The organism is Streptomyces sp. NWU339 (assembly GCF_003143855.1).
Lineage (GTDB): Bacteria > Actinomycetota > Actinomycetes > Streptomycetales > Streptomycetaceae > Streptomyces.
The window spans coordinates 73,360-96,105 of sequence record NZ_QFRK01000014.1 but is presented as its reverse complement, the minus strand read 5'-3'; the positions used below and the strand labels follow the sequence as shown (position 1 = coordinate 96,105).

General features: G+C 70.0%; 15 protein-coding genes. 10 read left to right on the top strand and 5 right to left on the bottom strand.

The window, feature by feature from the left end:
- The first annotated feature begins 195 nt into the window (after positions 1-195).
- The 7 genes from DIZ27_RS19015 (at position 196) to DIZ27_RS18985 (ending at position 7,150) form a co-directional block, all read left to right on the top strand.
- The gene (locus tag DIZ27_RS19015; protein ID WP_258308445.1) at positions 196-1,236 is read left to right on the top strand and encodes a LacI family DNA-binding transcriptional regulator; all 1,041 of its coding nucleotides are present in this window, start codon (positions 196-198) and stop codon (positions 1,234-1,236) included.
- The gene (gene rbsK / locus DIZ27_RS19010; RefSeq protein WP_109379627.1) at positions 1,233-2,132 is read left to right on the top strand and encodes a ribokinase; all 900 of its coding nucleotides are present in this window, start codon (positions 1,233-1,235) and stop codon (positions 2,130-2,132) included. The genes DIZ27_RS19015 and rbsK overlap by 4 nt, the downstream gene beginning before the upstream one ends.
- A 287-nt stretch (positions 2,133-2,419) precedes the next feature.
- The gene (locus DIZ27_RS19005) at positions 2,420-3,070 is read left to right on the top strand and encodes a YceI family protein (protein ID WP_109379626.1); all 651 of its coding nucleotides are present in this window, start codon (positions 2,420-2,422) and stop codon (positions 3,068-3,070) included.
- Between the two features lie 262 nt (positions 3,071-3,332).
- Positions 3,333-4,952: a phosphodiester glycosidase family protein gene (locus DIZ27_RS19000; RefSeq protein WP_181383589.1), complete on the top strand. Its 1,620-nt coding sequence runs from the start codon at positions 3,333-3,335 to the stop codon at positions 4,950-4,952.
- 28 nt (positions 4,953-4,980) lie between these two features.
- Entirely contained in the window at positions 4,981-5,208 is a 228-nt protein-coding gene (locus tag DIZ27_RS18995) for a hypothetical protein (RefSeq protein WP_109379625.1), read from the top strand.
- Between the two features lie 233 nt (positions 5,209-5,441).
- A complete protein-coding gene (locus tag DIZ27_RS18990) occupies positions 5,442-5,840 on the top strand; it encodes a hypothetical protein (protein ID WP_109379624.1) in 399 nt (132 codons plus the stop codon).
- A 560-nt stretch (positions 5,841-6,400) separates the two neighbouring features.
- The gene (locus tag DIZ27_RS18985; RefSeq protein ID WP_109379623.1) at positions 6,401-7,150 is read left to right on the top strand and encodes a transposase family protein; all 750 of its coding nucleotides are present in this window, start codon (positions 6,401-6,403) and stop codon (positions 7,148-7,150) included.
- A gap of 82 nt (positions 7,151-7,232) precedes the next feature.
- On the opposite strand, the gene DIZ27_RS18980 is transcribed toward DIZ27_RS18985, so the two are convergent.
- A complete protein-coding gene (locus tag DIZ27_RS18980) occupies positions 7,233-7,556 on the bottom strand; it encodes a hypothetical protein (RefSeq protein ID WP_109379622.1) in 324 nt (107 codons plus the stop codon).
- Positions 7,553-12,169 (bottom strand): RHS repeat-associated core domain-containing protein, encoded by a 4,617-nt coding sequence (locus DIZ27_RS18975; RefSeq protein WP_109379621.1) that lies wholly within the window; start codon positions 12,167-12,169, stop codon positions 7,553-7,555. Before DIZ27_RS18975 ends, DIZ27_RS18980 begins: the two co-directional genes overlap by 4 nt.
- Positions 12,170-12,555: 386 nt before the next feature.
- On the opposite strand from DIZ27_RS18975, the gene DIZ27_RS18970 reads away from it, so the two are divergent.
- Together DIZ27_RS18970 and DIZ27_RS18965 are read left to right on the top strand one after the other, a co-directional pair.
- Entirely contained in the window at positions 12,556-14,610 is a 2,055-nt protein-coding gene (locus DIZ27_RS18970; RefSeq protein WP_109379677.1) for an NPCBM/NEW2 domain-containing protein, read from the top strand.
- Between the two features lie 415 nt (positions 14,611-15,025).
- Complete coding sequence (locus tag DIZ27_RS18965; RefSeq protein WP_109379620.1) at positions 15,026-16,684, top strand: N-6 DNA methylase; 1,659 nt, start codon at positions 15,026-15,028, stop codon at positions 16,682-16,684.
- A gap of 27 nt (positions 16,685-16,711) precedes the next feature.
- Here the strand turns inward: DIZ27_RS18965 and DIZ27_RS18960 are convergent, their stop codons facing one another.
- Positions 16,712-18,841, bottom strand: a complete 2,130-nt coding sequence (locus DIZ27_RS18960; protein WP_109379619.1) for a UvrD-helicase domain-containing protein — start codon at positions 18,839-18,841, stop codon at positions 16,712-16,714.
- Between the two features lie 206 nt (positions 18,842-19,047).
- Here DIZ27_RS18960 and DIZ27_RS18955 point away from each other — a divergent pair, with 206 nt between their 5' ends.
- Positions 19,048-19,632: a DUF4352 domain-containing protein gene (locus DIZ27_RS18955; RefSeq protein ID WP_109379618.1), complete on the top strand. Its 585-nt coding sequence runs from the start codon at positions 19,048-19,050 to the stop codon at positions 19,630-19,632.
- Positions 19,633-19,665: 33 nt separating this feature from the next.
- On the opposite strand, the gene DIZ27_RS18950 is transcribed toward DIZ27_RS18955, so the two are convergent.
- Positions 19,666-20,868 (bottom strand): McrC family protein, encoded by a 1,203-nt coding sequence (locus DIZ27_RS18950; protein WP_109379617.1) that lies wholly within the window; start codon positions 20,866-20,868, stop codon positions 19,666-19,668.
- Positions 20,865-22,700 carry a DUF4357 domain-containing protein gene (locus DIZ27_RS18945; RefSeq protein ID WP_109379616.1) on the bottom strand — a complete coding sequence of 612 codons (1,836 nt, stop codon included), beginning with the start codon at positions 22,698-22,700 and terminating at the stop codon, positions 20,865-20,867. The genes DIZ27_RS18950 and DIZ27_RS18945 overlap by 4 nt, the downstream gene beginning before the upstream one ends.
- Positions 22,701-22,746: the final 46 nt, after the last annotated feature.

Sequence of the window (22,746 nt, the reverse complement as noted above, 5' to 3'; positions counted from 1 at the left end):
TGGAACCCGCAGTTGTCAATGACCGATATCTCACGACTCCCCGCGGATGGGCCGATGATCGGCAATCTCAGGTGATAACGTTTGCCGGAAACAGTCCCGGAAGGCCGCTTCCCGCCCGGCGAAAGCCCGGCGAGCGCAGCGGAGTCGCACCGAGTGAAGGGGGGCTCGGCAGTGGCCGAGGTCACACTGAAGGACGTGGCTCGCGCGTCGGGCTGCTCCGTTGCCACGGTGTCCCGGGTGCTGGGCGGAACCCGTCCGGTCGGGCCCGAGATCGCCCGCCGGGTCAAGGAGGCGGCCGACCGTCTCGGTTACCGGCCCAACCAGGTCGCCCGCGCCCTGCGCAGCCGCGCCACCGGCACCATCGGTCTCGTCCTGCCGCAGATCACCAACCCCTTCTTTCCCTCCCTCGTACGGGAGGTGGAGCACGCGCTGCACGCCGAGGGCCGCGCCGTGCTGTTCGCCGACTGCGACGACGACCCGGAGACCGAGGCGGCCCGCATCACCGCCCTGCTGGACCGGCAGGTCGACGCCCTGCTGGTCATCCCCGTCGACGAGACGCACAGCAGGGAGGCGGTGGCGATGGCGGCGGCCCACGTGCCCCTGGTGCTGCTGGACCGCGGCTGCGGGCCCGGCGTCGCCGACTCGGTCGCGACCGACAACACCGCCGGCATGGCACTCGTCCTGGACCATCTGGCCGCCACCGGCCGCCGTCGCCCGTGCTTCGTGGGCGCGGCCGGAACCGCCTCGGCGGCGGTCGAGCGGCTCGCGGCGTACAAGGCGGGGGCCGGCGCCCTGGACGCGGAAGCCCCCGGCCGCGTCGAACTCGGCGACTTCTCGTTGGAGTGGGGGCGGGCCGCGGTGGACCGGATCCTGCCCTCCCGGCCGGACGCCATCGTCTGCGCCAACGACCTCATCGCGGTCGGCGCGCTGCGACGGCTGCGGCAACTCGGCGTGGACGTCCCGGGTGAGATCGCCGTCACCGGTTTCGATGACGTCCCCGTGGCGGACCTCGCCGAACCGCCCCTGACCACCGTCCGCCAGCCCGTGCGCGCACTGGCCACCGAGGCCGCGCACCTGCTCGGCCACCGGCTGGCCGGGCAGCAGAACGGGCAGCCGGACGGGCCGCGACGGTCGGTCCGGCTCGCCCCCGAACTCGTCGTACGCGCCTCCAGCGCACCCCGCGCCGCCTCGGCGCAGGACACCGGCAGTACCCGCACCTCAGAGGAAAACCAGTGATCGCAGTCGTCGGAAGCCTCAACCTGGATCTCGTCGTACCGGTTCCCCAGCATCCGGTGCCGGGCGAGACGGTCCTCGGCGGGGGTATCGCCCAGCACCCCGGTGGCAAGGGCGCCAACCAGGCGGTCGCCGCCGCCCGGCTCGGCGGGAGCGTCGCCTTCGTCGGCCGGGTCGGCGAGGACGACGCGGCCGGTGTCATGCTCGGTGCCGTCCGGGAGGAGGGTGTGGACACCACACACATCACCCGCACCCCGGACACGGCGACCGGCCGCGCCCTGATCGCGGTCGATCCGGCCGGCGAGAACACCATCATCGTCAGCCCCGGTGCCAACGGCCGCCTGGGTGCCGCCGACTGCGAGGCCGCCGCGGACGTGCTGCGGAAGGCGGCCGTGACCGTCCTTCAGCAGGAGGTCCCGGACGAGGCCAACCACGCCGCCGCACGGCTGGTCGGCGGCATCGTGCTGTACAACCCGGCCCCCGCCGTCGCCGGCGCCGTCCCGCCGCCCCACGTCGACGTGCTGGTCCCCAACCGCACGGAACTGGCGGCCCTCACCGGCACGCCCGTACCGGAGACGATCGACGAGGTCGTCGCCGCGGCCCGGAAGCTGACCGGTGCGGGCGCGGTGATCGTCACGCTCGGCGGCGACGGGGTGCTCCTCCTCGAGGGCACCTCGCACCTGCACGTCCCCGCCTTCTCCGTCCGGCCCGTGGACACCACCGCCGCCGGTGACTCCTTCTGCGGCGCGCTCGCCGTCGCCCTCGCGGAGGGCCGCACCCTCGAGCAGTCCGCCCGCTGGGCCTGCGCCGCCGCGGCGATCAGCACCACCCGGGCGGGTGCTCAGCCCTCCCTCGCCCGCCGCGACGAGGTGGAGGCCTTCCTCGCCGGACGCGGCTGAAGCGCCGTTCCGGCGGGAGGCGCCGGGGAGACCGTCGCCGTGGCGCGAGGGCTGAGGTCCGCCCGCGCGGGATCCACATCGGGTCCGTGTCCGGGGCCTCGGCGCAGCTCACGGCGAGCCGCCGAAGTCGCGGCCCCTCCAGCCCTGCCGCCGGTCCCGGCCCACGCCGAAGATCTCAAGTTGAGAAAGAATCCGGGCAAGATCGTTTTGGTGTGCTCTACACCTGTTGAATAGCGGTCTCCTGAAGCCGCACATGCGGATGTCAAGCACCCTCACCGGGAGATCTGATGGACTTCCGCTCTCTCTTCCGCAACGCACGGTCCGCCGACACCGAGCCGACGCCGTCGCCGGCCCCGCCGACGGGCGCAGGCGCCCGGCCGTTCGTTGCCGACCCCTCCCGGGCCCAGCTCTCCGGGCAATGGATGTTCGACCAGGCGCACAGCACCGTCGGGTTCGCCGCCCGGCACGCCGTGGTGACCCGGGTCCGGGGGAGCTTCACCGGCTTCGACGGCTGGCTTCAGCTGGACGGTGCACGACCGGAACGCTCCGGAGCCGGGGTGGTCATTCGGGCGGACACCGTCAACACCCGCGTCGCGCAGCGCGACCGTCACCTCTGCAGCGCCGACTTCCTGGACGCCGAGCGCTACCCGACCATCACCTTCCGCAGCACCCACATCGAGCAGGTCGGTGAGGACCGCTTCCGGATGACGGGCGCCCTCACCGTCAAGGGCCGCACGCATCCGATCACCGTCGACCTCCTCTACACGGGCTCGGTGGTCGACGCCTTCGGCGTCGAGCGGATCGGCTTCGACGGCACAGCAGTCCTCAACCGCACCCAGTGGGACCTCACCTGGAACGCGGTGCTGGAGACCGGTGGCCTGATGGTCAGCGAGGAGATCGAGCTCGAGTTCGACATCTCGGCGGTCCGTGCGCCCTGACCATCCCGCACACGCGGCGCCCCGGGCAGGCCCTCACACGGATGTGCGGTGCCGTGGTCCCGTTCTCGAGGATCTTGACGTGAGCCAGGACCGGTCGATACTGGTGCAGCGCACACAGCCAGCTGTCCATAGCCGTGTCGGCACGAGGCGGGGGAATGGTGCTCGTTCGAACCCGGTCTGCGGTCCACCGGCAGCGTGACTTCTGGGGCGGGTACCGACGAACCGCGGTCACATCCTCATGCCATCCTTCCAGGCGGTGCCGATGAAGAAGAGACTGTCCGGTGCGGGTGCCGTCCTCGGCGTCCTCATCACGGTGGGCGCGCTGGCGGCGCCTGCGGCGCCCCTGGACCCACCACGGCGTCACCACGCCGCCCTGCCCCTGGGCCCGTCCGGTCTGACCGAGACCCGTACCACGACCACCCTGCAGCCGGGTGTCACCCTCACCCGCATCGTGCGCGGTGACGACGCCCCGGCACTGCACTGGACGGTCGAGGTCTCCATCCCCGGCGGTGACATCTCACCGGACCCCGACGCGCCCCCGACCGCCCTGAAGGACAAGGCGAGCGCCGACGAACTGGCCGCCGGACTCGAACGGGACGGTTTCACCGCCCGGGTCGAGAAGGTGACGACGGCGAAGGTCGCCGACTACGCCGGCGGCACGCTGGGGTGGCGGGTCCGCGTCGGCTCCTACGACTCGCAGTCCGCCGCGACCTCCGAACGCGCGCGGCTGCGGGCGGCCGGTCACACGGGAGCCGCCGTCTACACCGGCTGGGACGGCGACGCCACGGACCGCGGCCCCTGGCGGGTCGACGTGCTCACCATCGACCCGCGCGCCTTCCGCGGCGACTTGACGGCCTCGTACGGCCCGGACCTGGAGAACCGCGAGACCATCAGCGAACTGGCGGAGGCGGCCGGCGCGACCGCGGCGGTCAACGCCGGGTTCTTCGTCCTCGACCCGAAAGCGGGCGCGCCGGGCGATCCGGCCGGCGTGGGCGTGTACGACGGACGCCTGTTGAGCGAACCGGTGAGCGGGCGCCCCGGCCTGGTGGTCCACGACGACGGCCGACGGACGGAGATCACCCGGCTCACCTGGCGAGGACAAGTCATCAGTCGTGACTCCTCCCTGCGCCTGAACGGCGTCAACCGCGTCCCCGGCCTGATCAGGAACTGCGGCGGATCCGAGGACGACCTTCCGACCGCGCTGCCCCTGCACGACGTCACCTGCACCAATCCCGACGAACTCGTCGCCTTCACACCGGACTACGGCCGCCGCACGCCGCAGGGCGAGGGACTGGAGGCCGTACTGGACGCCCGGGACCGGGTCGTCGAGCTGCGCTCACCCCGCGGCGGGCCGCTCCCGGACGGCGGCAGCTCCGTGCAGGCGACCGGCCGACACGTCGCCGGGCTGACAGGACTCGCACGCGTCGGCGACCGCCTGCGCGTCGAGGCGACCCTGCTGGACGAACGCGGACACCGGGTCTCTCCCTCACCCCGCACCGACATCCTGAACGCCGGCCCCGAACTGGTCCGCGACGGGCGGCTCCACGTCACGCCCGCCACCGACGGCATGGTGCGCCCGGGCGACCCGAGCTGGTACTACGGCTGGGTGCACAAGCGCAACCCGCGCACCCTGGCCGGAGTGGACGCCGCCGGCCGCACCGTGCTCGTCGCCGCCGACGGACGCGGCACCGACGCCCTCGGGCTCAGCATCGGCGAGAGCGCCGAGGTCGCCAGGGCACTCGGACTGCGTGCCGCCGTCAACCTCGACGGCGGCGGCTCGACCACGATGGTGGCCGACGGCCGGGTCATCAACGCCCCGTCCGACGCCGCCGGCGAACGCCCCGTCGGGGACGCGTTGTTGGTCCTGCCCCGCAGGAACTGAACCGCCCTGAGCCCAGGGGAGAACTCGGGTGCCGGTCGTGGTGCCGCAGCCACGACGGTCAGTCCAGGTCGGCCTGCCACAGGTCGGGGCCGAAGACCTCGTACTGGATGTCGCGGTACAGCGCCTCTACGAAACGGTCTTCGGCGCACTCGGGGAATCCGAGGAGCGGTCACGAAGGGCGGCCGAACTCAGCAGGCAGATCGCCTTGTTGGCGCGGGACGGACTCGGCAACGGCGCCCTGAAACCCGGCGACTGACAGGACGCGACGGCCGACGCCCCGGGCACATCAGGGTGGAGACGGGCTGCCCGACCCACTTGCTCCACCGTGCGCGAGCCATCGTGCCGGACACGGGAGTGCGACTTCTCGGGACCGGCAGCTGCGAATACCGGAGTGACTTGGCACCATGTGGCGTGGCGGCTGCTGTGGGAGCGGTGCGTGGCGTGCATGGGGCCCGGCGACGGGCCTGGTGTGCTGAGCGAGGGGGAGTCGTGGCGGACTGGATCTACATCCTCAATCCGGACAGGGACACGCTGGACGGGGAGCCGTTTGACAGGGAGACGATACGTCGGCTGGCGGAGGAGGAGCCCGGACTCGAACTCTGGCTCAGCCGCCGCAACCGCATGAAGGAGGGCGACCGCCTCTGGTTCTTCTTCACCCACCCGGAGTCGGCGGTCGCCGCGGTGGCCGAGGTCGACGAGGAGCCCTGGAACGATCCGGACGCCCCCGACATCCCCTACCTGGTCGCGGTGACTCTGCTGCCCGAGGCGACGAAGGCGCTGTACCGCGACCCCGTGGGCCGGGACGAACTGGGACTGGGGCAGGTGCGGTCGGTGCAGAAGGTGAAGCCGGAGGTGCTGCCGGTGCTGCTGTCGCGGGCGGGTCTCTGACCGGTACGGCGGCGGCCGCGCGCCCGGTGCCTCGGTAAAGTGATCGGCATGTCGTCCGGTCGAGCCCGGCCGCGAGGAAACTTACCGCGGCCTTCAGGATCTCGTCGGCTCGCTTCAGTTCGGCGTTCTCCCTCCTCAACGCTTTGAGCCGGGCGGGATTCCTCGGTCGTCGTCCCCGGACGCGTCCGCGCGTCGATCTCGTGCTGCTTCACCCGGTTCCGCAGCGTCTCACGGGACCCGATGTCGAGCTCCTTGGTCACCGCCTGCAAAGCGGACGTCTCGTTCAGGTAGTCGTCGCGCACCTCGGCGACCATGCGCACCGCACGACGGCGCAGCTCGAGCGGGTAGGGGAAGATCGTGCCATGACTCGACCCCTTCATGAAATCGAGTCTCCATCCGAGCCGCGGCGGTTCGCCGCTCGCGCGTGTGACCCCGCGGACTCACTGAGCGTTTTCAGAGTGGCCACCGATGGGGTGACAGCGGCGAGGGCGCAACGCACGAGGCACCCGTGCCGTTGAGGGAGGTGTTCGAAGTCTCAACTCATCAGCGCAGGTGCCTCGTTGGTCTCCTATCCTGCCGCACTCGACCTGCCCCATGCGCTGGTCGAGTGGGTCACCATGCTCATCGTCACCCGCGAGGGTGACCGCCGTTGCAAGCTCCCGCCGCACCAGCGCGCGCTCGTCGGTCTGGTGTACCCGCGCAAGCACGACACCCTGGCCCAGATCTCCGCCGGCTTCGGCATCTCGGTCGGCACCGTCCACGCCTACACCGCTGCGGTGATCGACCTCCTGGCCACCCGGGCGCCCGGTCTGCTCAAGGTCCTGCGCGAGCACGAACCGGAGTACGTCCTGCTCGACGGGACGCTCGCCGAGTGCGACCGGGTCGGCGACGGCCGGGCCGACCACGCGCACAAGCACCGCCGCCACGGCGTGAACGTGCAGGTCGTGACCGACCCGGCCGGGCATGTGCTGTGGATGTCGCCGGCCCTGCCGGGCCGGTGCCACGACCTGACCGCGGCCCGCACCCACCGGATCATCCGGATCTGCGAACGCCAAGGCGTCCCCATCCTGGCCGACCGCGCCTACCAGGGCGCCGGCCCCTGGGTCACCACCGGACGCAGACGGCCGCCCGGCGGGCAGCTGTCCCCGACACAGCGGACGGTCAACCGGGCACTGGCCACGTCCCGGGCGCCCGTCGAACGGGGCATGGCACTGCTGAAGTCCTGGCGGACCTTCCGAAGGTCCCGGATCAGTCCCAACCGCATGACGTCAGTCGCCAAGGCCGTCCTCACCCTGGAGAGGCAGCGCTGAAAACGCTCAGTGAGGAGTTCGCCGGGTGATCCGAACGGGCCTGCCGAGGTGCTGCCTGCCAAAGGGCCTCGGTCCGAGGCGTTCACTCGGTGAGTGTCCAGACGTGCGAGCCCTTTGGAGGAGCCGGCCGCGTTTCCCACTGCGAGAGGTCCTCGGTGGACCCACTGTGCGGCACTCTTCCACCCCTGTCCTGGAAGTAGAGCCCGTAGGCCCAGTAATCCGGTTCTTCATGGCACATGAGATCTGGATAAGGGTCGATGTCAGCCCCTTCGTATGCCGCATTGATGCGTGCAACGGCCTCGGCCCGGGACATACCGAACCGGCCGACCAGTTCGTCGGCGATTTCTCGAAAATACTGAAGCATTCCTTCGTCGAGTACCGTAAGGAACTCTTCCGTCCTTGTCATGGACCCAACCTCCGCAGTAGAGAATTGTCGAACAGTTGGGCAGCGCGATCGGAGTAGATCGCAATCTGGTGTCCGTTGAACACGCCGTCCGCCCCCTTCTTGAAAGGCCCCACGTTCCGGAGCATGGGCCCTTCAACCATCTCGTAGCTGTGCATGTCAGCGCCGGTTCGGTCCAGGCGGTGACGTCTGATGAAGTCGGAAAGCTCATCACTCGGACCATCGAAGATTTTGCTGTTCAGCTTGTCCAGCTCGCTCTTGGGTACTCGGAAGTGCAGCACCGCAGGGACATCGTTGTTTTTTCTCGCCAGTCGTTTCGCCCAGTCCAGGGCCTGTCGTGGGTCATTCGTCACATAGAACCCACCGAATCCGAAGTCCATCTCTCGGGGCGAGATATTGGGGTTGATCCCATGGGCGGTGATGTTGTCGGCGGCGTTTCCGTAGGTGCCATGGTACAGATCCACTGTGCAGGGGGCTTTCAGCCCGAGTGGATCCTTCCACTGCAGCGGATTCTTGACGTACGCATAGTGGTTCGGCGCCGGTGTTCGGCCCAGGGGGTCCGGGCTCAGGTAGCGTGCCGTGCCAGGCTCGTAATAGCGGTGATGGTTGTAGTGCAGCCCGGTTTCCACGTCGAAGTACTGACCCGGGAACCGCAGCGGGCACTCGATGCCGCTGCCACCGGAGGCTGCGACGCGCACGCCCCACAACGTGGTCGACTGCGTCCAGACGACGCCCCCCTCGGGGTCCACCAGTTCCGTGGGAGTGCCCAGGAGGTCGGTGACGATCGCGTAGAACCGCTCGTCGATCTGCTCCTGTGGGGTGTCCGGCCCGATCGGACCGGTCCCCCGGACCCGCTGGCTGATCGGGACCTGCCCACCGGTCCAGTCCCATGACAGGCTGACCGCCCCGTCCGTCTGCTCGGCCAGGTCGTCCCCGTCCCAGAAGAAGGACACCTGCTCCAGGACCGTCGTACCGTCCTCCGCCAACAGTTGCTTCGCGATCCGTCGGCCGACGGGGTCGTAGACGTAGTGCCAGTGGCGACCGTCCGGAGTCAGAACGTCCGTCAACTGGTCCTCGGCGTTCCAGACGTAACGCCATTCGCGGCTGCCGCCGGACAGCAGCTTGGTCACCCGGCGGACCACCCGCCCCTGCCTGTCGTGCCGGTAGAACGTGCGGCCGGCCCGTTCGATGACGGTGCCCGAATACGTGCGGTCACCGGGCCCGTTCTCCTCGTCGCCCAGCGGTGCCGAGGTGCTGGAGCCGATCAGGTTGCCCACGGCGTCGTACTGATAGTCCTCGTCCCATCCGGCCCCGCCCCGTGCGGCCGTCACCCGCCCGGCACGGTCGATCTCGAAGACTCGTTCGCCACGGACGGCGTCCGTCACCGACGACATCAGGCCGTCCGCCCTGTGCTGGAAGACGCGCTTCCTGGTTTCTCCGGCACTGGTGACGACCCTCTGGGTGGTGCGCAGTTGGTCCGCGTCCCACTCGTGGGTGAGGCGCGTGGCCTCTCCCAGGACCCGCTCGATCTCGCGGCCGACCACGTCGTAGTGGAAGGCGACCTCGTGTCCGCCCATGCCCTGGACCATCGAGCGGCCCTCGAAGTCGTACGCCCACCTGGTCGTGGCCCCGCTGGGAGTCCTGCGGGCAGTACGACGCCCGGTGATGTCGTACTCGGACCGCACTTCCCGGCCGTTCCACGACTCGGCGAGCAGCCGACCCGCCACGTCGTGCTCCCGGGTGAGTTCGACGTCCGCGTTGCGAGCCCGGACAAGCCGACCGAGCAGGTCGTACTCGTAGGTGGTGGTGCTGCCGCCCGCCTCCATGGCGACGATGTTGCCGAGCACGTCGTGACGGAACCGTGTCGTCTCGCCGGCCCCGTTGGTCCGCTCGACCAGTTGTCCCGCCGCGTCATAGCAGTAGGCCAGCGTACGGCCGTTGTAGTCGGTCTCCGTTATGAGCCTGCCGACACCGTCGTACGTGTAGGTCCAGTTCTGACCGATGGCGTTGGTGACACTCCGCAGCCTCAGTTCGGTGTCGTACTCGTAGCGCTCGAGGTTCCCGTCCTCGCTCTCCCGCAGCGAGCAGAGATCGAAGTGGGTGTTCGCATAGCTCGTGCGGCGGCCGTTCGAAGAGCGGAATTCCAGCGGGTTGCCCTCGGAGTCGTAGGACCAGTGCTCCAACGTCCCCTGGGGGAGGTGACGCCAGGCGATGCGTCCTTCCAGGGTCCAGCCGACCCGCGTGGTCTGCCCGAACGTATCGGTGAGTTCGGTGATCCGCCCCAAAGCGTCTCGTACGAACGTGCTCGTGGCACCCAGCGGATCCGTCTGGCCGATGACAAGGCCCGCGTCATTGTTGACGAGGGCTCGCTGCCGGACGCCCAGGGCGTCGGTGATGCTGGTGAGTGCCCCGTTGTCATCGAACGTGAAGGATGTGGTCCCACCCAGGGGATCGACGACCGCGACACGATTGCCTCGGTCGTCGTATGCCGACTCCCACGTGCTGCCGTCCGGCCGCACCACCTTCGACACTTGACCGTGTTCGTCGTACTCCCTGCGCTCCACGCTGCCGTCGGCACGGATGATGTGCGTGACGTTGCCCTGGGCGTCGTGGCTGAAGCCCGTGGTGCGACCGAGTGGGTCGATGAGCGCGATAAGTCGCCCGTCCTCGCCCCAGTTCCGGGTGACCGTATGTCCCAACGGGTCGGTCTCCCGGAGGGGCATGCAGTCCTCGTTGAACGTGTACGTGATCGAGTGGCCGAGCGAGTCCGTCGCCACGCTGGTACGCGTGTCCTCGTCGTACTCGTAGGTGTACGCGAGCACGCCGCCGTCGCCGGTCGTTCGTACGCAGCGGCCGACCAGGTCGTAGGTGTAGCGGTACCAGTACCCGCCCCGGCTCTGCCAACCGGTGATCCGATCCTGGTCATAGCTGTATCGCTGCGCGGCACCCGAGGAGTCGAGCACTCCGGCGAGGTGACCACGGCCGTCGTACTCGTACGACAGGAGCCTGGGTTGATCGGGAGCACTGATAAGGGACAGGCCGGTCACACGCCCCGCTGCAGTGGTGATGCCGAGGCGGTATCCGCCGTGATGCACCAGCTCGCGTGGCGAACCGTCTGCGTCGTAGAGCAGCTCAATGGAGTTGCCGTTGCGGTCCTTCACAGCGAAGAGCGGTAGTTCTGCCACGCGGCCACCGGGCACGCGGCGGAAGTGCAGTGTCACGCCGGTCTCGGACTGGGAAACCGTCATGTCGGCATCCGGCGTGCCGTCCCAGCCGAGCGACCAGTTGGGGCCCACCAGTGGTCTCATGGGCTCGCCCGGTTCCGGGATCGCGTATTGGAGCACGGTCCCGTCGGCGCTGACGAACCGGATGCCGTCGTCGTCGAGCAGGAGTCGCTGGTCCAGAGTGGACGTCCAGCTCGCCCCGAACCAGCCTCCTGCCTTTACCCCGGTGCGGTGGCTGCGCTCGACGATCAGAGGCAGGACACCCGGCAGTGCCACGTCGGTGATCGACATGACCATCTGACCGGTGGCCATGTCGATGGGGTCGCCACAGGTGAAGAGACTCTTCATCTGCCGGCCCAGGCCCTTGAGACGCGGGCCGAATCCCTTGACCCCGAGTGTCATGCCCTTGAGGCCGGTCTTGCCCAACGCCCTGAGGCCCTTGGCAAGTCCGCCGAGGGTGGTGAGCCCCTTCATGCCGGGGATGCAGTCCAGCGCCGCCAGCCCCACGTCCCACAGGGACGCCTGGCCCTTGGAATATTTATGGAGCGTGTCGGCGAGGACGACCAGGGCGGCGATCAGGACGATGGCGCCGAGGATCGGCCCGCCGATGATCAGGGCGACGATGCCGACGACCGCGACGACGACCTTGCAGACGGCGACGATGGTGTCCCAGTTGTCGGTGAACCAGTCACCGACCTCCTCCCACACGGACCGGTTCTGGATACCGGCGTCGGAGGCCTCGTCGATCTTGTTCTTGGCGTCGCGGGCGGCCTCCTCGCGCATCTTCCGGGCGTCCTCGGCCATCTTCTTCGCCGCCGCGAGGGCGTCCTGGGCCTCGGATACGTCCGAGCGGGCCGAGGTCCGGGCGGACCTGGCGCTCTGCACGTCCCGGGTCGCGGCCCGCACCTTCGCCTCGTCTGGCCGGTCCGCGTCCGACTTCGACCCGGTCGGGTCGTCCTGGTACTTGTCGGCCTCCCTGGTGGCCCGTCCCACCCAGGACTCCGCCGATGCCAGCTTCGACTGCGCCGAGGACAGGTCGGCGCGGGCCTCGCGGGCCTTGGCCAGCGCCTTGTCCGCCAGCGCCTGGGCCCGCTCCAGCTTCGGCCAGTAGGCGGCGAGCGCGTCGCCGCACATCCCGTAGGACTTCTCCAGCTTCCGCAGGTTCTTCGGGACGCCGGAGAACTCCTCCTTGAACACGGTGGCCGACTTGCCCGCCCACTCCGCCAGCGTCCCTTCGCCGGCCATGCCCTTGACCAGGCGCAGCGCCTCGGAGACGTCGTCGGCGAAGTCGTGCAGGACCTTGGCGAGCCTGCGCACCCGCTGCGGGTCGCCGGGGGTGGGGTCCTTGTCCAGGTCCAGGACATGCCAGTCACTCGGCCTGTGGCCCGCCATGCCGCAACCCCCGTCACACGCACATCGTCAACACCCTTATGCACACGTGAACTTACATGGCGCGTTAGTTCGATGAAAGATCGGCTTCCTCGGGGACGGTTCGGTGGTGGGGGCCTTCCTCGGTGTCGTGAAGCGTCGCAATTCCATGATCGTCCAGATGCGCGTCGGTGAGAGGGTTCCCGGACTCGGCCTGTGGCGGGGCGGCCGGTCACCGGGTTGTGCAGGCGCACGCCCATGAAGGTGCGGCCTGTGACGGTCTCTCCGGAACGGTTGAAAGGACGCTCGTTGTCGAACTTCTTCCAACAAAGTCCAACAGCCCGTAGCCTCTTCACTCGGCAGTCGCACCAGGGGAACGATTCAGGACGCCTGACGAGGGAGACATGCAGATGGCTCACTTTCCCGGGTGGAGAACCCGGTCCGGCACTCCCGTACGCACTGCGCTCGCCACGCTCGCCGCAGGGCTGCTGTGCGCCACCGCGCTCGGCACACCGGCGTCGGCCGCGGAAGCTCCGGAGGAAGCCCGTGCCTCCTCCGCGGCCCCGGCGGGCATCGACGACCACCTGGCACTGACACCACCGATGGGGTTCAACAACTGGAACTCGACCCACTGCAGAGCGGAGTTCGACGAGGAGTTGGTCAAGGGCATGGCCGACATCTTCGTGGAGAAGGGGCTCAAGGACGCCGGGTACGAGTACATCAACCTCGATGACTGCTGGGCCCTGCCCCAGCGCGACGCCGAGGGCAAGCTCGTGCCCGATCCGGCGCGGTTCCCCCACGGCATCAAGGCCGTCGCCGACTACGTGCACGGCAAGGGCCTGAAGTTCGGCATCTACACCAGCGCGGGAACGAAGACGTGCAGCAGCATCGGCTTCCCCGGCGCACTGGGCCACGAGTACAGCGACGCCCAGCAGTTCGCCGACTGGGGTGTCGACTACCTCAAGTACGACAACTGCAACAACGAGGGCGTGGACGCGAAGCAGCGCTACACGACCATGCGCGACGCGCTGGAGGCCACCGGGCGTCCGATCCTCTACAGCCTCTGCGAGTGGGGTGAGAACAAGCCCTGGGAATGGGCCAGGGGCGTCGGGCAGTCATGGCGCACCACAGGGGACATCAGTGACGACTGGGACTCCATGCTGTCGATCATGAAGGAGAACCTGCCCCTCGACGAGTACGCGGGCCCGGGCGGCTGGAACGACCCGGACATGCTGGAGGTGGGCAACGGCGGCATGACCGACACCGAGTACCGCACCCACTTCTCGATGTGGTCCATCATGGCCGCGCCCCTGCTCATCGGCGCGGACCTCCGGTCGGCGCCGCAGTCGGCCTTCGACATCCTCTCCAACGAGGAGGTCATCGCCGTCGACCAGGACGAGCTGGGCAAGCAGGGCAAGGTGATCAGTTCCGAGGACGGCCGCTGGGTCGTGGCCAAGGAACTGGCCGACGGCAGCCGCGCGGTGGCCCTGTTCAACGAGAGCGACCGGCCGCAGCGGATTTCCACCACGGCGCGTACGGTCGGCCTGCCGCACGCGGCCGGCTATCGGGTGCGGGACCTGTGGGAGCACCGCTCCACCCACACGGCGGGCGAGATCTCCGCGACCGTGCCCGGACACGGAACCGTGCTGGTGCGGGTGGGTCCGGACCGCGGCTGGGCCCAGCTGCCGCCCGCCGTGGACTCCGGAGCGGGCGGCGTCGCGATCACCGAGGCGGGTGACAGCGCACGGCTCACCGCGGTGACCGCGAACCTCGGGCGCCGCCCGGTGCACTCCGTCTCCCTCGCGTTGACCGGCCCCGAGGGGTGGCGGACGAAGGCCGACTCCCGTCCCGGGAGCCCGCTGCTCCGTGGTGGCGCGGAGTTCCGGACCACGTGGCGAGCGAGGGTTCCGGAGGGCACCGACCCCGGTACCTACGAGCTGAAGCTCACCACGACGTACCGCACGCCGTCCGGGCGGGAGGTCCGTTCCGTCTCCCCGGTCCAGGTGAAGGTGGCCGTCGCGCCGGAGGACGGCACCACCTACCTCAGCGACCTCACACCGCTGACAGCGGTCAACGGCTGGGGGCCGGTGGAGAAGGACCGGAGCAACGGCGAGAAGGCGGCCGGTGACGGCGGGACGCTCACCATCGGCGGCCGCACCTGGGACAAGGGCCTGGGCGTGCACGCCCACAGCCGCGTCGAGTACTTCACCGCGGGGCGCTGCGAACAGGTCACGGCCCTGGTCGGTCTCGACGACGAGACGGGGACACGCGGCACCGTCGTCTTCGAGATCCGCGCCGACGGCGAGCGTGCGGCCGCCACCGGCCTCCTCACCAACTCCCAGGACGCGCAGCGACTCACCGCTGAGGTGAGCGGCGCCCGGACCGTCACGCTGGTCGTCACTGACGGCGGCGACGGCAACGAGTACGACCACGCCGACTGGGCGGACTTGAAGATCACCTGCTGAGAACTCCGGTGGCCGGACCCGCCGTCGGGCCCGGCCACCGTCTGCATGCCGGGATCGCGTGTCCGTGGCTGGGGAGGGGAGTTCGGCTGGAGTGTCCGCGCCGCCGCCGTCGTTCTCTCTTCCCGGTCCTCCTGGTCCTCCCGGTCCTCCCGGTCCTCCTCGGGACGTGCCGGAACCTTGTGGCCGTGCTCCTGACCCCACGATGGGCCATCCCGCAGCGCCCGATTTCCCGCCGACCCGAGACGCTCGACTCCGGCAGCTCATGTGCGCACTCACGGACAGGCGCCGCACCCGCGTCGGAGCACGAAACCGGGCTGGAGCGCTACTGGAGCGCTGAGAGGGGATATGTCTCGTTAACGTCGTCAACGGTCGCCTTGCATTGATGCAGGCAGGCGGGCTGTGTACGGTGGAAGGCATGTCACAGAACCCGGCCACTCCGACGAACCCGTTGGTAACAGGTTCCGAGATCGCCCGTATCGCGGGTGTGACCCGAGCCGCCGTGTCCAACTGGAGGCGACGGTACGACGACTTCCCCGCTCCGGCCGGAGGCGGGGCCAACAGCCCCCTCTTCGACCTGGCCGAGGTGCAGGCGTGGCTGAACAAGCAGCACAAGGGACAGGACGTCACCGACGAGGTCCAGCTGTGGCAGGTGCTGCGCGGAGCCTACGGCGAGGACATCCTCGGCGGGCTCGCGGACGTCGCACAGGCTCTCGCCGTCCCCGGGGGTGAGGAGCCGTCCGTACTGCCGGCGCAGGCGGTCCGCCTGGCCCGCCGCATGGCGGAGGAGAGTTCCCCGGCCGACGTGGTGACCGGGCTGGCCGAGCGGTTCACGGAGTCCGTGCGGCGGGCCGGATCCGATCAGGTGACCTCGCCCCGCGTCATCCGCGCCGTCCGGCACAGCGCCGGTGACCTCGCGGCCGACGCGGTGCTGTTCGACCCGGCCTGCGGAATCGGCACCCTCCTCCTGACCACCGGGACGAACCGCGGCAGCAGGCGGTACGGCCAGGAAGTGGACACCCACAGCGCACGGTTCGCGCGATGGAGGGCCGAGCTCGCGAAGCCGGCTCCCATCGAGGTCAGGCAAGGTGACTCCCTGCGCGCCGACCAGTGGCCGGACCTCAAGGCCGACCTCGTCGTCTGCGACCCGCCGGTGAGCGACACCGACTGGGGACGGGAGGACCTGCTCCTCGACCCGCGCTGGGAACTCGGCACGCCCTCCCGGGCCGAGGGCGAGCTCGCCTGGCTGCAGCACGCCTACGCGCACACCGCGCCGGGCGGCCGGGTCGTCATGGTGATGCCGGCGTCGGTCGCCTACCGCAAGGCCGGCCGCCGCATCCGTGCCGAGCTCGTCCGTCGCGGCATCCTGACCCAGGTCACCGCCCTGCCCCCGGGGACGGCCGCCGCGCACTCCCTGCCCGTACACCTGTGGCACCTGCGGCGGCCACGGACACCGGGCGACACCGCCGCCACCGTCCGCATGGTCGACCTCACGGCCAACGATCCGGACGGGCCCTTGGAGCCGCGCCCCGAGCAGGTCACCGACGTCGCTCAGATCGACCTGCTGGACGATCTGGTGGACCTCACCCCGGGCCGCCACGTCGACGGGTCCCACCGCGACTTCGTCACCGAATACGACGCCCTGCACCGCGAGTTGGCCGAGCAGCTGCAACGCCTGGGTGAACTGCTCCCCACCCTGGTCGCCGGTGAGGGGCCCGGCCCCCTCGACGGGGCCAGTGTGAGCGTCGCCGACCTCGTCAGGGCCGGACTGGTCGAGTACGCGGACCCGGAACCGGTCTCGGTCAGCGACCAACTCGACACGGACTTCCTCCAGGGCTTCCTGCACAGCGCAGTCAACAGCCGCCGCTCCACCACCACCAGCGGCACCTTCCGGTTCGACGGCAAGGGCGCCCGCATCCCCCAGATGGACATCGCGGCACAGCGCCGCTACGGAGCGGTCTTCGGCGCACTCAGGGAGTTCGAGGAGCGGTCGCGAAGGGTGGCCGAACTCAGCAGGCAGATCGCCGCACTGGCGCGGGACGGGGTCAGCAACGGCGCCCTGAAGCCCGGCGACTGACGGGACGCGACGGCCGACGCCCCGGGCTCACCGGGGCAGGAACGGACTGCCCGCCCCGCTCCACGACACCGCGAGCGCCTCCCGGGCCCTGGTGCACGCCACGAACAGCAGGCACCGTTCCCGCAGCAGATCGGACTCGTGCTGCAGAGCGTCCACGGAGGCCGGCGTCACCTCCCGTCCGAACGGCACCGCGCCGGCCGTCACGCCCAGCACGGCGACACACCGGAACTCCAGCCCCTTCATGGCGTGCATCGTGGCGAGCCGTACCCCGTCCACGTCACGCCCCGGATTGTCCCTGACCCGGACCACCGGCACGCCGGCCGCACCGAGCTTGTCGTAGGCCTTGTCCAGCAGGACGTTGAACCGGGCGCACACCCCGATCTCCGAGGGGCGGATGCCCTGCGCCACCCAGTCCCGCACCCGTGCCACGAGCGCCGCCACTTCCTCCTGCTCCGATCCGTACCCGGTGACGTGAGGCCTGCGGCCGTGCAGCAGCGAGCGGTAACCGGCCAGCGTGTCGTTGCCGTCGCCGCCCAGGTCCTCCACGGTCACCGGGCTCAGGAGCCCGGTGGACCACGTCAGGATCTCCTCGGTGCTGCGGTAGTTGAGCCGCAGCCGGTGGGTGCGCCCGGTCACCGCGATGCCCAGCGAACCGAGCGACACCTTCGAGTCGTAGATCCGCTGGTGCGGGTCGCCCGTGATGAACAGGTCGTCGTTGCCGGGGGCCACCGCGCCGCGCAGCACGCGCCACTGCACGGGGTGCAGATCCTGCGCCTCGTCCACCACGACATGGTCGTGCGTGGGTGTGGAAGCGGCCAGCAACTCGGCCGCCCGCGCGCACACCTTCAGGTACGTGGTCCCCTGCCGGTCGCGCAGCATCGACTCGAACAACTCGACGGCGGGCCACAGTTGCTCACGCCTGCCCGGTGACAGGGAGGTGCCCCGGCCGCGCCGGGAGGCGGCACGGTAGTCGTCCAGGGTGCGCAGATCCTGCGCGAGCACGACGTGCCGGTACTCCTGGGCGAGGAACTGCTCGGTCCACGGCAGGCCGAGCTTCCTGACCACGCGCTGCCACAGCTGCCGTTCCTCGCGGTCACCGACGGGGGAGGGAGCCTTGCCGTCGAGGCGGCTCACGACACCGTGCGCGTAGGAGCTGACCGTCGTCACGTCCACCCGCTCCAGGAGATGCTCGTCGCCGTCGAGGAGCAGGGCCAGGTTCTCGCGCAACGAGGCCGCCAGTGCGTTGGTGTACGTGGTGAGCAGGACACGGGTGTGCGGTGAGCGGCCGAGAAGGTGCTGGACGCGGTGCAGTGCGGCGACCGTCTTCCCGGTCCCGGGACCACCGGTGACCTGCACCGGGCCGCCGTAGGACACCCGGTGGGCGACCCGTCGCTGCGAGGGGTGCAGGAACACCCGCCAGGCCGCGAAGGGCTTCTCCAGGATGCCGGCGAGTTCCTCCGGCCCGGTGACCAGCGTGATGCGGCTGGTGGTGTTCGCGATCGCGGTGGCCAGGCTCTCGTCCGGGTCGGGCCCGGCGGCGACCGGCCGCCGGACGGCGACCACGTCGCGGTAGACCTCCTCGGGACTGAACTCCTCGGCGAGGTACTGCAGCACCTCGAACTGGTCCTCCGGCAGCAGGGTGCCGAACGCCTCCAGCTGGGGCTTGTCGATGACGGTGCGCACCGCACGGAGCACCTGGTCGTCGAGGCCGAGTTCACGCAGCACCGTGTCCGAGTACCGGGCGAACAGCAGGGAACCGGCAGCGGCGGCGGCCTTCTCCAGCTGCGGCGTCAACTGCTCGATCGCCACCACGTTGCGGACCTCGAGCGCCCTGGTCGCCGCGTTCGTCGTGTACAGCCGCTTGGCGGCCCAGGTGTAGGCGTCGTCGTGCCGGACGACGTTCACCAGCAGGAAGACGTCACTGCCGTCGTCCGGGGCGAGGACCACACCGCGCCAGAAGTCGTTGATGCGGATGGTTCGCATCCGCGGATCGCGCGCCTTCTCGACGGACTCCAGGTGCAGACCCTTGTCCGCCTGCAACTCGGGCACGGTGAGCTGCTGGAACTTGCGCATCGCCTTGCGCACACCGGCCTTGACGGGCTTCTCGAGAACGTCGTAGCTCTCCCAGAAGCTGTTGGCGAACGCAAGCTGCGGCACGTGTCCCCCCGACCCTGAATGGACCATCCGGGCCGATCATACGCATCGGGTGCACACCGCCCGACCGCCACCTCATCGCGTGGGCACCCCTTGGCGGTCCGTTGACATTATCAACTGACCATATCTATGGTTTACATGTGCAGTCCCGCCGTGACTGAAGTGGCGGGGTGTGTACGTGAACATCCAGCACTGTCCTTGGGGGGACCATGCACGCCCGTATCCGAATCGCCGCCGCCGTAGCCGCCGCCGTCGGCGCACTCACTCTCACCGCCTGCGACACCGGCAGCACCGTCGTCGACAAGCCGAAGGAGAACGCCGCCGCCCGGGCGGACAGCGGCAAGGACACCGAGAAGGAGAAGTCCGAGGCTCCCGAGGTCGCCAAGGTCGGCGACACCCTCACCCTGGAGGGCTTCGAGGAGGGCAGCAAGCTCGACGTCACCGTCGTCAAGGTCGCCGACCCCGCCAAGTCGGCCGACGAGTTCATGGAGCCCGCCTCCGGCAAGCGGTTCGTCGGCGTCCAGTTCCAACTCGTCAACACCGGCGAGGCGGCCTACAGCGACAGCCCGTCCAACGGCGCCCAGGTCGCCGACACCGAGGGGCAGCAGTTCGACGCCACCTTCGGGGACATCACGGCCGGGCCGTCCATGGCCTCCAGCCTGAAGCTCAAGCCCGGTGCCAAGGGCCTCGGCTGGATCGTCTTCGAGGTTCCCGAGGCGGCGAAGGTCGACACCGTGCAGTTCACCATGGACTCCGGGTTCGCCGACAAGACCGGCGAGTGGAAACTGCGGTAACCGCAGGAGCAGGAATCGCACCAGGAGGTCGCGTCAGCCATTCCGCATGCGCCGCGCGACCTCCGCGACGTCGGCGAGCAGCCCCGCCGGTTCCTGGTCCAGGTCGAGGGCGTGCTGGTGGATCAGGATGCCCGCGTGGCGCACCCGGTGGGCCGCGTGCGAGGCGTTGCCCTTCGCGTAGACCAGGTGTCCCTCGCCCAGGCCGAGGGCGGTGCAGTACGCCAGCATCTGGTACAGATCGGCGTCCGGGTAACCGCCCCGCCTCTCCGCCTTGTACTTCGCGTCCGCGACCGCGCATGGGGCGCCGTCCGGCCCGTACAGCACGAAGTCCGGCCGCATGCGGATGGCGGCGGCCTCGTCGAGGTGATGGCTGTCCTGGAAGCGGGCGGTGCGGCCCGACCCGCACAGGGCCTCGCGCAGGGCGACGGTCACGAAGTCCTCGAAGAGCTCGTTCATGTCGAACAGGAACCCGTCGACGCGCAGTCCGCCGGGCCCGTGCTCCGGGGAGGCGTCCTGCAGCACGGCCCGCGCCAGGTGCAGGGCGTGGTGGTACCGGGAGTTGAGGCGGCTCGGACGCCACTCGGGCAGGGGCCGACCGCGCACCGGCACCGTGACGTCCGCCAGCCGCGCCCGCTGGTGCAGCAGCCTCCGGCGCACCTCGCGCGGCACCCCGGGCAGCCGCAGCAGCCGCTCCACGGCCGCCCGCAGGATCCGGTTCTCCGCGATGTCCGTCGTGAACTCGTCGTACGTCACCTCCACCGGCAGCGTCGCCCCGAACCGGCGCCGTATCTGCTCGGCCTCCCGGATCCGCCCCCGCACGACCACCGAGGTCTCCTCCGTCACCCGGTACCCCTGCAACAGCCCCTGCCGCAGGGCCCGGTCCACCTGCCGCTCCACCGCATGCGCGAGCGCCGGCAACAGGTCCCGGTGCTCGGCCACCTCGACCTCACCGTCCCGCCAGGCACCGGCGGGATCGAGGCCGTAACCGAGCAGGAAGAAGAGACGCGCGACGGGCACCTTGGGGACGACGCGGACCGTGAGCGGAGCGTCGTGGCCCGACGCCGTGAGCGTGACGGCCCCGACCTTGCTGCCCGCCCGCAGCGACCAGCGGCCCGGGGAGTACGGGTCCGGCGCGGCGTCCACGACGCGCAGCTCCGCGAGCGCCCGCCCCACGCCGTCCGGCAGAGCCACGCTGACCGCCGGGGCATGTTCGACGAGCTCGACGACCGGCGTCACCCCGACGACTCCCGCAGCGCCGCCAGCCCGTACCGCTTCTCGACGTCCACGCCCTCGCCGTAGTGGTGCTCCTCGAGCAACGGAAGGATCTTCGTCCGCCAAGTGCGCTCGAGGCCGCCCTCCCGGTACACGCCCTTCTTCATCAGGTACGAGGGCCCGATACGGAAGTCCGGCTCGTCGATCCGCGTGTTGAGCGCGTCGAGCAGGTCCGCCGGCTCGGAGTCCTTCCCCTCCCGCTCCAACCACCGGCGCAGCAGGCCGCTCGTCGGCTCGACGCGCGGTGACAGCTCGACGAAGGCGAAGCGCCGGCGCATCGCGGCGTCCACGAGCGCGATGGACCGGTCGGCGGTGTTCATCGTCCCGATCACGAACAGGTTCGGCGGCAGCGCGAAGTCGTCCCCGGAGTACGTCAGCCGCACCGACTTGTTGCGGTACTCCAGCAGGAAGTACAGCTCGCCGAAGACCTTCGCGAGGTTGGCGCGGTTGATCTCGTCGATGACCAGGAAGTGCGGGATGTGCCGGTTGCCCTCGCGGGACGCGAGATCGGCGAGCTCGCGCAGCGGCCCGGCGGTGAGCCGGAAGGCCACCTCGCGGGTCTCCGGATCCTCCTGCGGCCGGAACCCCTCGAAGAAGTCCTCGTAGGAATAGGAGGGGTGGAACTGAACGAGCTTCACCTGCTCGGGGCCGCCGCCGAGGAACTCGGCGAGCTTAAGGGCGAGGTAGGTCTTGCCGGTGCCGGGCGGTCCGTAGAGCACGAGCTGCCGCTCGTCCCAGAGCAGATCGCGCACTTCCTCCAGCCACGCCGCGTCGTGCACGAGCAGGTCGGCGGTCAGCTCCTCCGTCGGTCGAGGCAGTTCCAGCTCCCGACGGGCCGTGAGGGCGGGGATCTCCACGCTGGGATCGCGGTCGGTGGCCTCGGCCTCGTCGATCAGGTCCTGGTCGCTCAGTCCGAGGCCGTCGATGAGGTCCTTGACCACGGTGAGGTCGACCACGTCGTGCTGGGCCGAGAGGCGCTGCTGCAGTTCCTCCGGCAACTCGTCGTAGGGATGCCCTTGCTCCGCCCAGTCCACCGGGCGGCGCAGATTGGACCGTCCGTCCTCGGAGTCGACCTGCTCGGCGGGTCCCGAGATCTCGCCGACGTGGAGTAGACCACCGGAGATCGTGCACATCGTGTCACCGGGCCGCATGCGGGAGAGGAACGCGTGGATGTCCTCGACCAGTTGCATCTTCTGGTTGTACGTGGCACTGGACGCGTAGTCCTCGTCGACGGCCGTGCGCAGCCTGTCCTTGCTGATGCCCTGCTCGATGCCCTTGCGCAGGTGACGGGCCGAGAGGGAGACCAGCCCTTCGGACAGCCACAGTCGTCGCACGAGGTCGAGGCCCGAGACGTTGGAGCCCCGCACCAGCCAGGCCCTGCTGCGTCCCCACCAGACCTGGTCGAGGTAGTCGGCGAGCGGATGCCCGTCGGCCGACTTCCATTCCTTCCACCCGTTGGAGCTGCGCCCGGCCAGGATCTCGGCGGCGGCCGACGGCGAGTTGCACTCGACGTCCCGGGTCGTCTCCAGCCGGCCCGGCCAGCGGGTGGACTCGACCAGTGCCCCCGCGGCGATCAGCCGTTGACGCAGCCGGTACGACGACTGCATGCGCTGCGGGAACGAGGGCACGACCTCCGTCCGGCCGGGCGACCCGGCCAGGACGACGAACTTCTGACTGCCGTTGGTGCCCTTGTCCGCGAGGAGCCGCCCCCGGGCCTCGGGCCCGCCGCCCGGCAGCCGCAGCCGGAACTCCGGGTACTGCGCCGTCCCGGAGGGGGATTCGTACTCCTCGCTCACACCTGCTCCTCGTCCGTGGAGAGCCTGGACCGTCCTCCAGGACCCT

What these genes read in the sequence shown, in the direction of transcription:
- DIZ27_RS19005 (WP_109379626.1), top strand. Translation starts at nt 2,420, where the DNA reads ATGGACTTCCGCTCTCTCTTCCGCAACGCACGGTCCGCCGACACCGAG.
- DIZ27_RS19000 (WP_181383589.1), top strand. Translation starts at nt 3,333, where the DNA reads ATGAAGAAGAGACTGTCCGGTGCGGGTGCCGTCCTCGGCGTCCTCATC.
- DIZ27_RS18980 (WP_109379622.1), bottom strand. Translation starts at nt 7,556, where the DNA reads ATGACAAGGACGGAAGAGTTCCTTACGGTACTCGACGAAGGAATGCTT.
- DIZ27_RS18975 (WP_109379621.1), bottom strand. Translation starts at nt 12,169, where the DNA reads ATGGCGGGCCACAGGCCGAGTGACTGGCATGTCCTGGACCTGGACAAG.
- DIZ27_RS18970 (WP_109379677.1), top strand. Translation starts at nt 12,556, where the DNA reads ATGGCTCACTTTCCCGGGTGGAGAACCCGGTCCGGCACTCCCGTACGC.
- DIZ27_RS18965 (WP_109379620.1), top strand. Translation starts at nt 15,026, where the DNA reads ATGTCACAGAACCCGGCCACTCCGACGAACCCGTTGGTAACAGGTTCC.
- DIZ27_RS18955 (WP_109379618.1), top strand. Translation starts at nt 19,048, where the DNA reads ATGCACGCCCGTATCCGAATCGCCGCCGCCGTAGCCGCCGCCGTCGGC.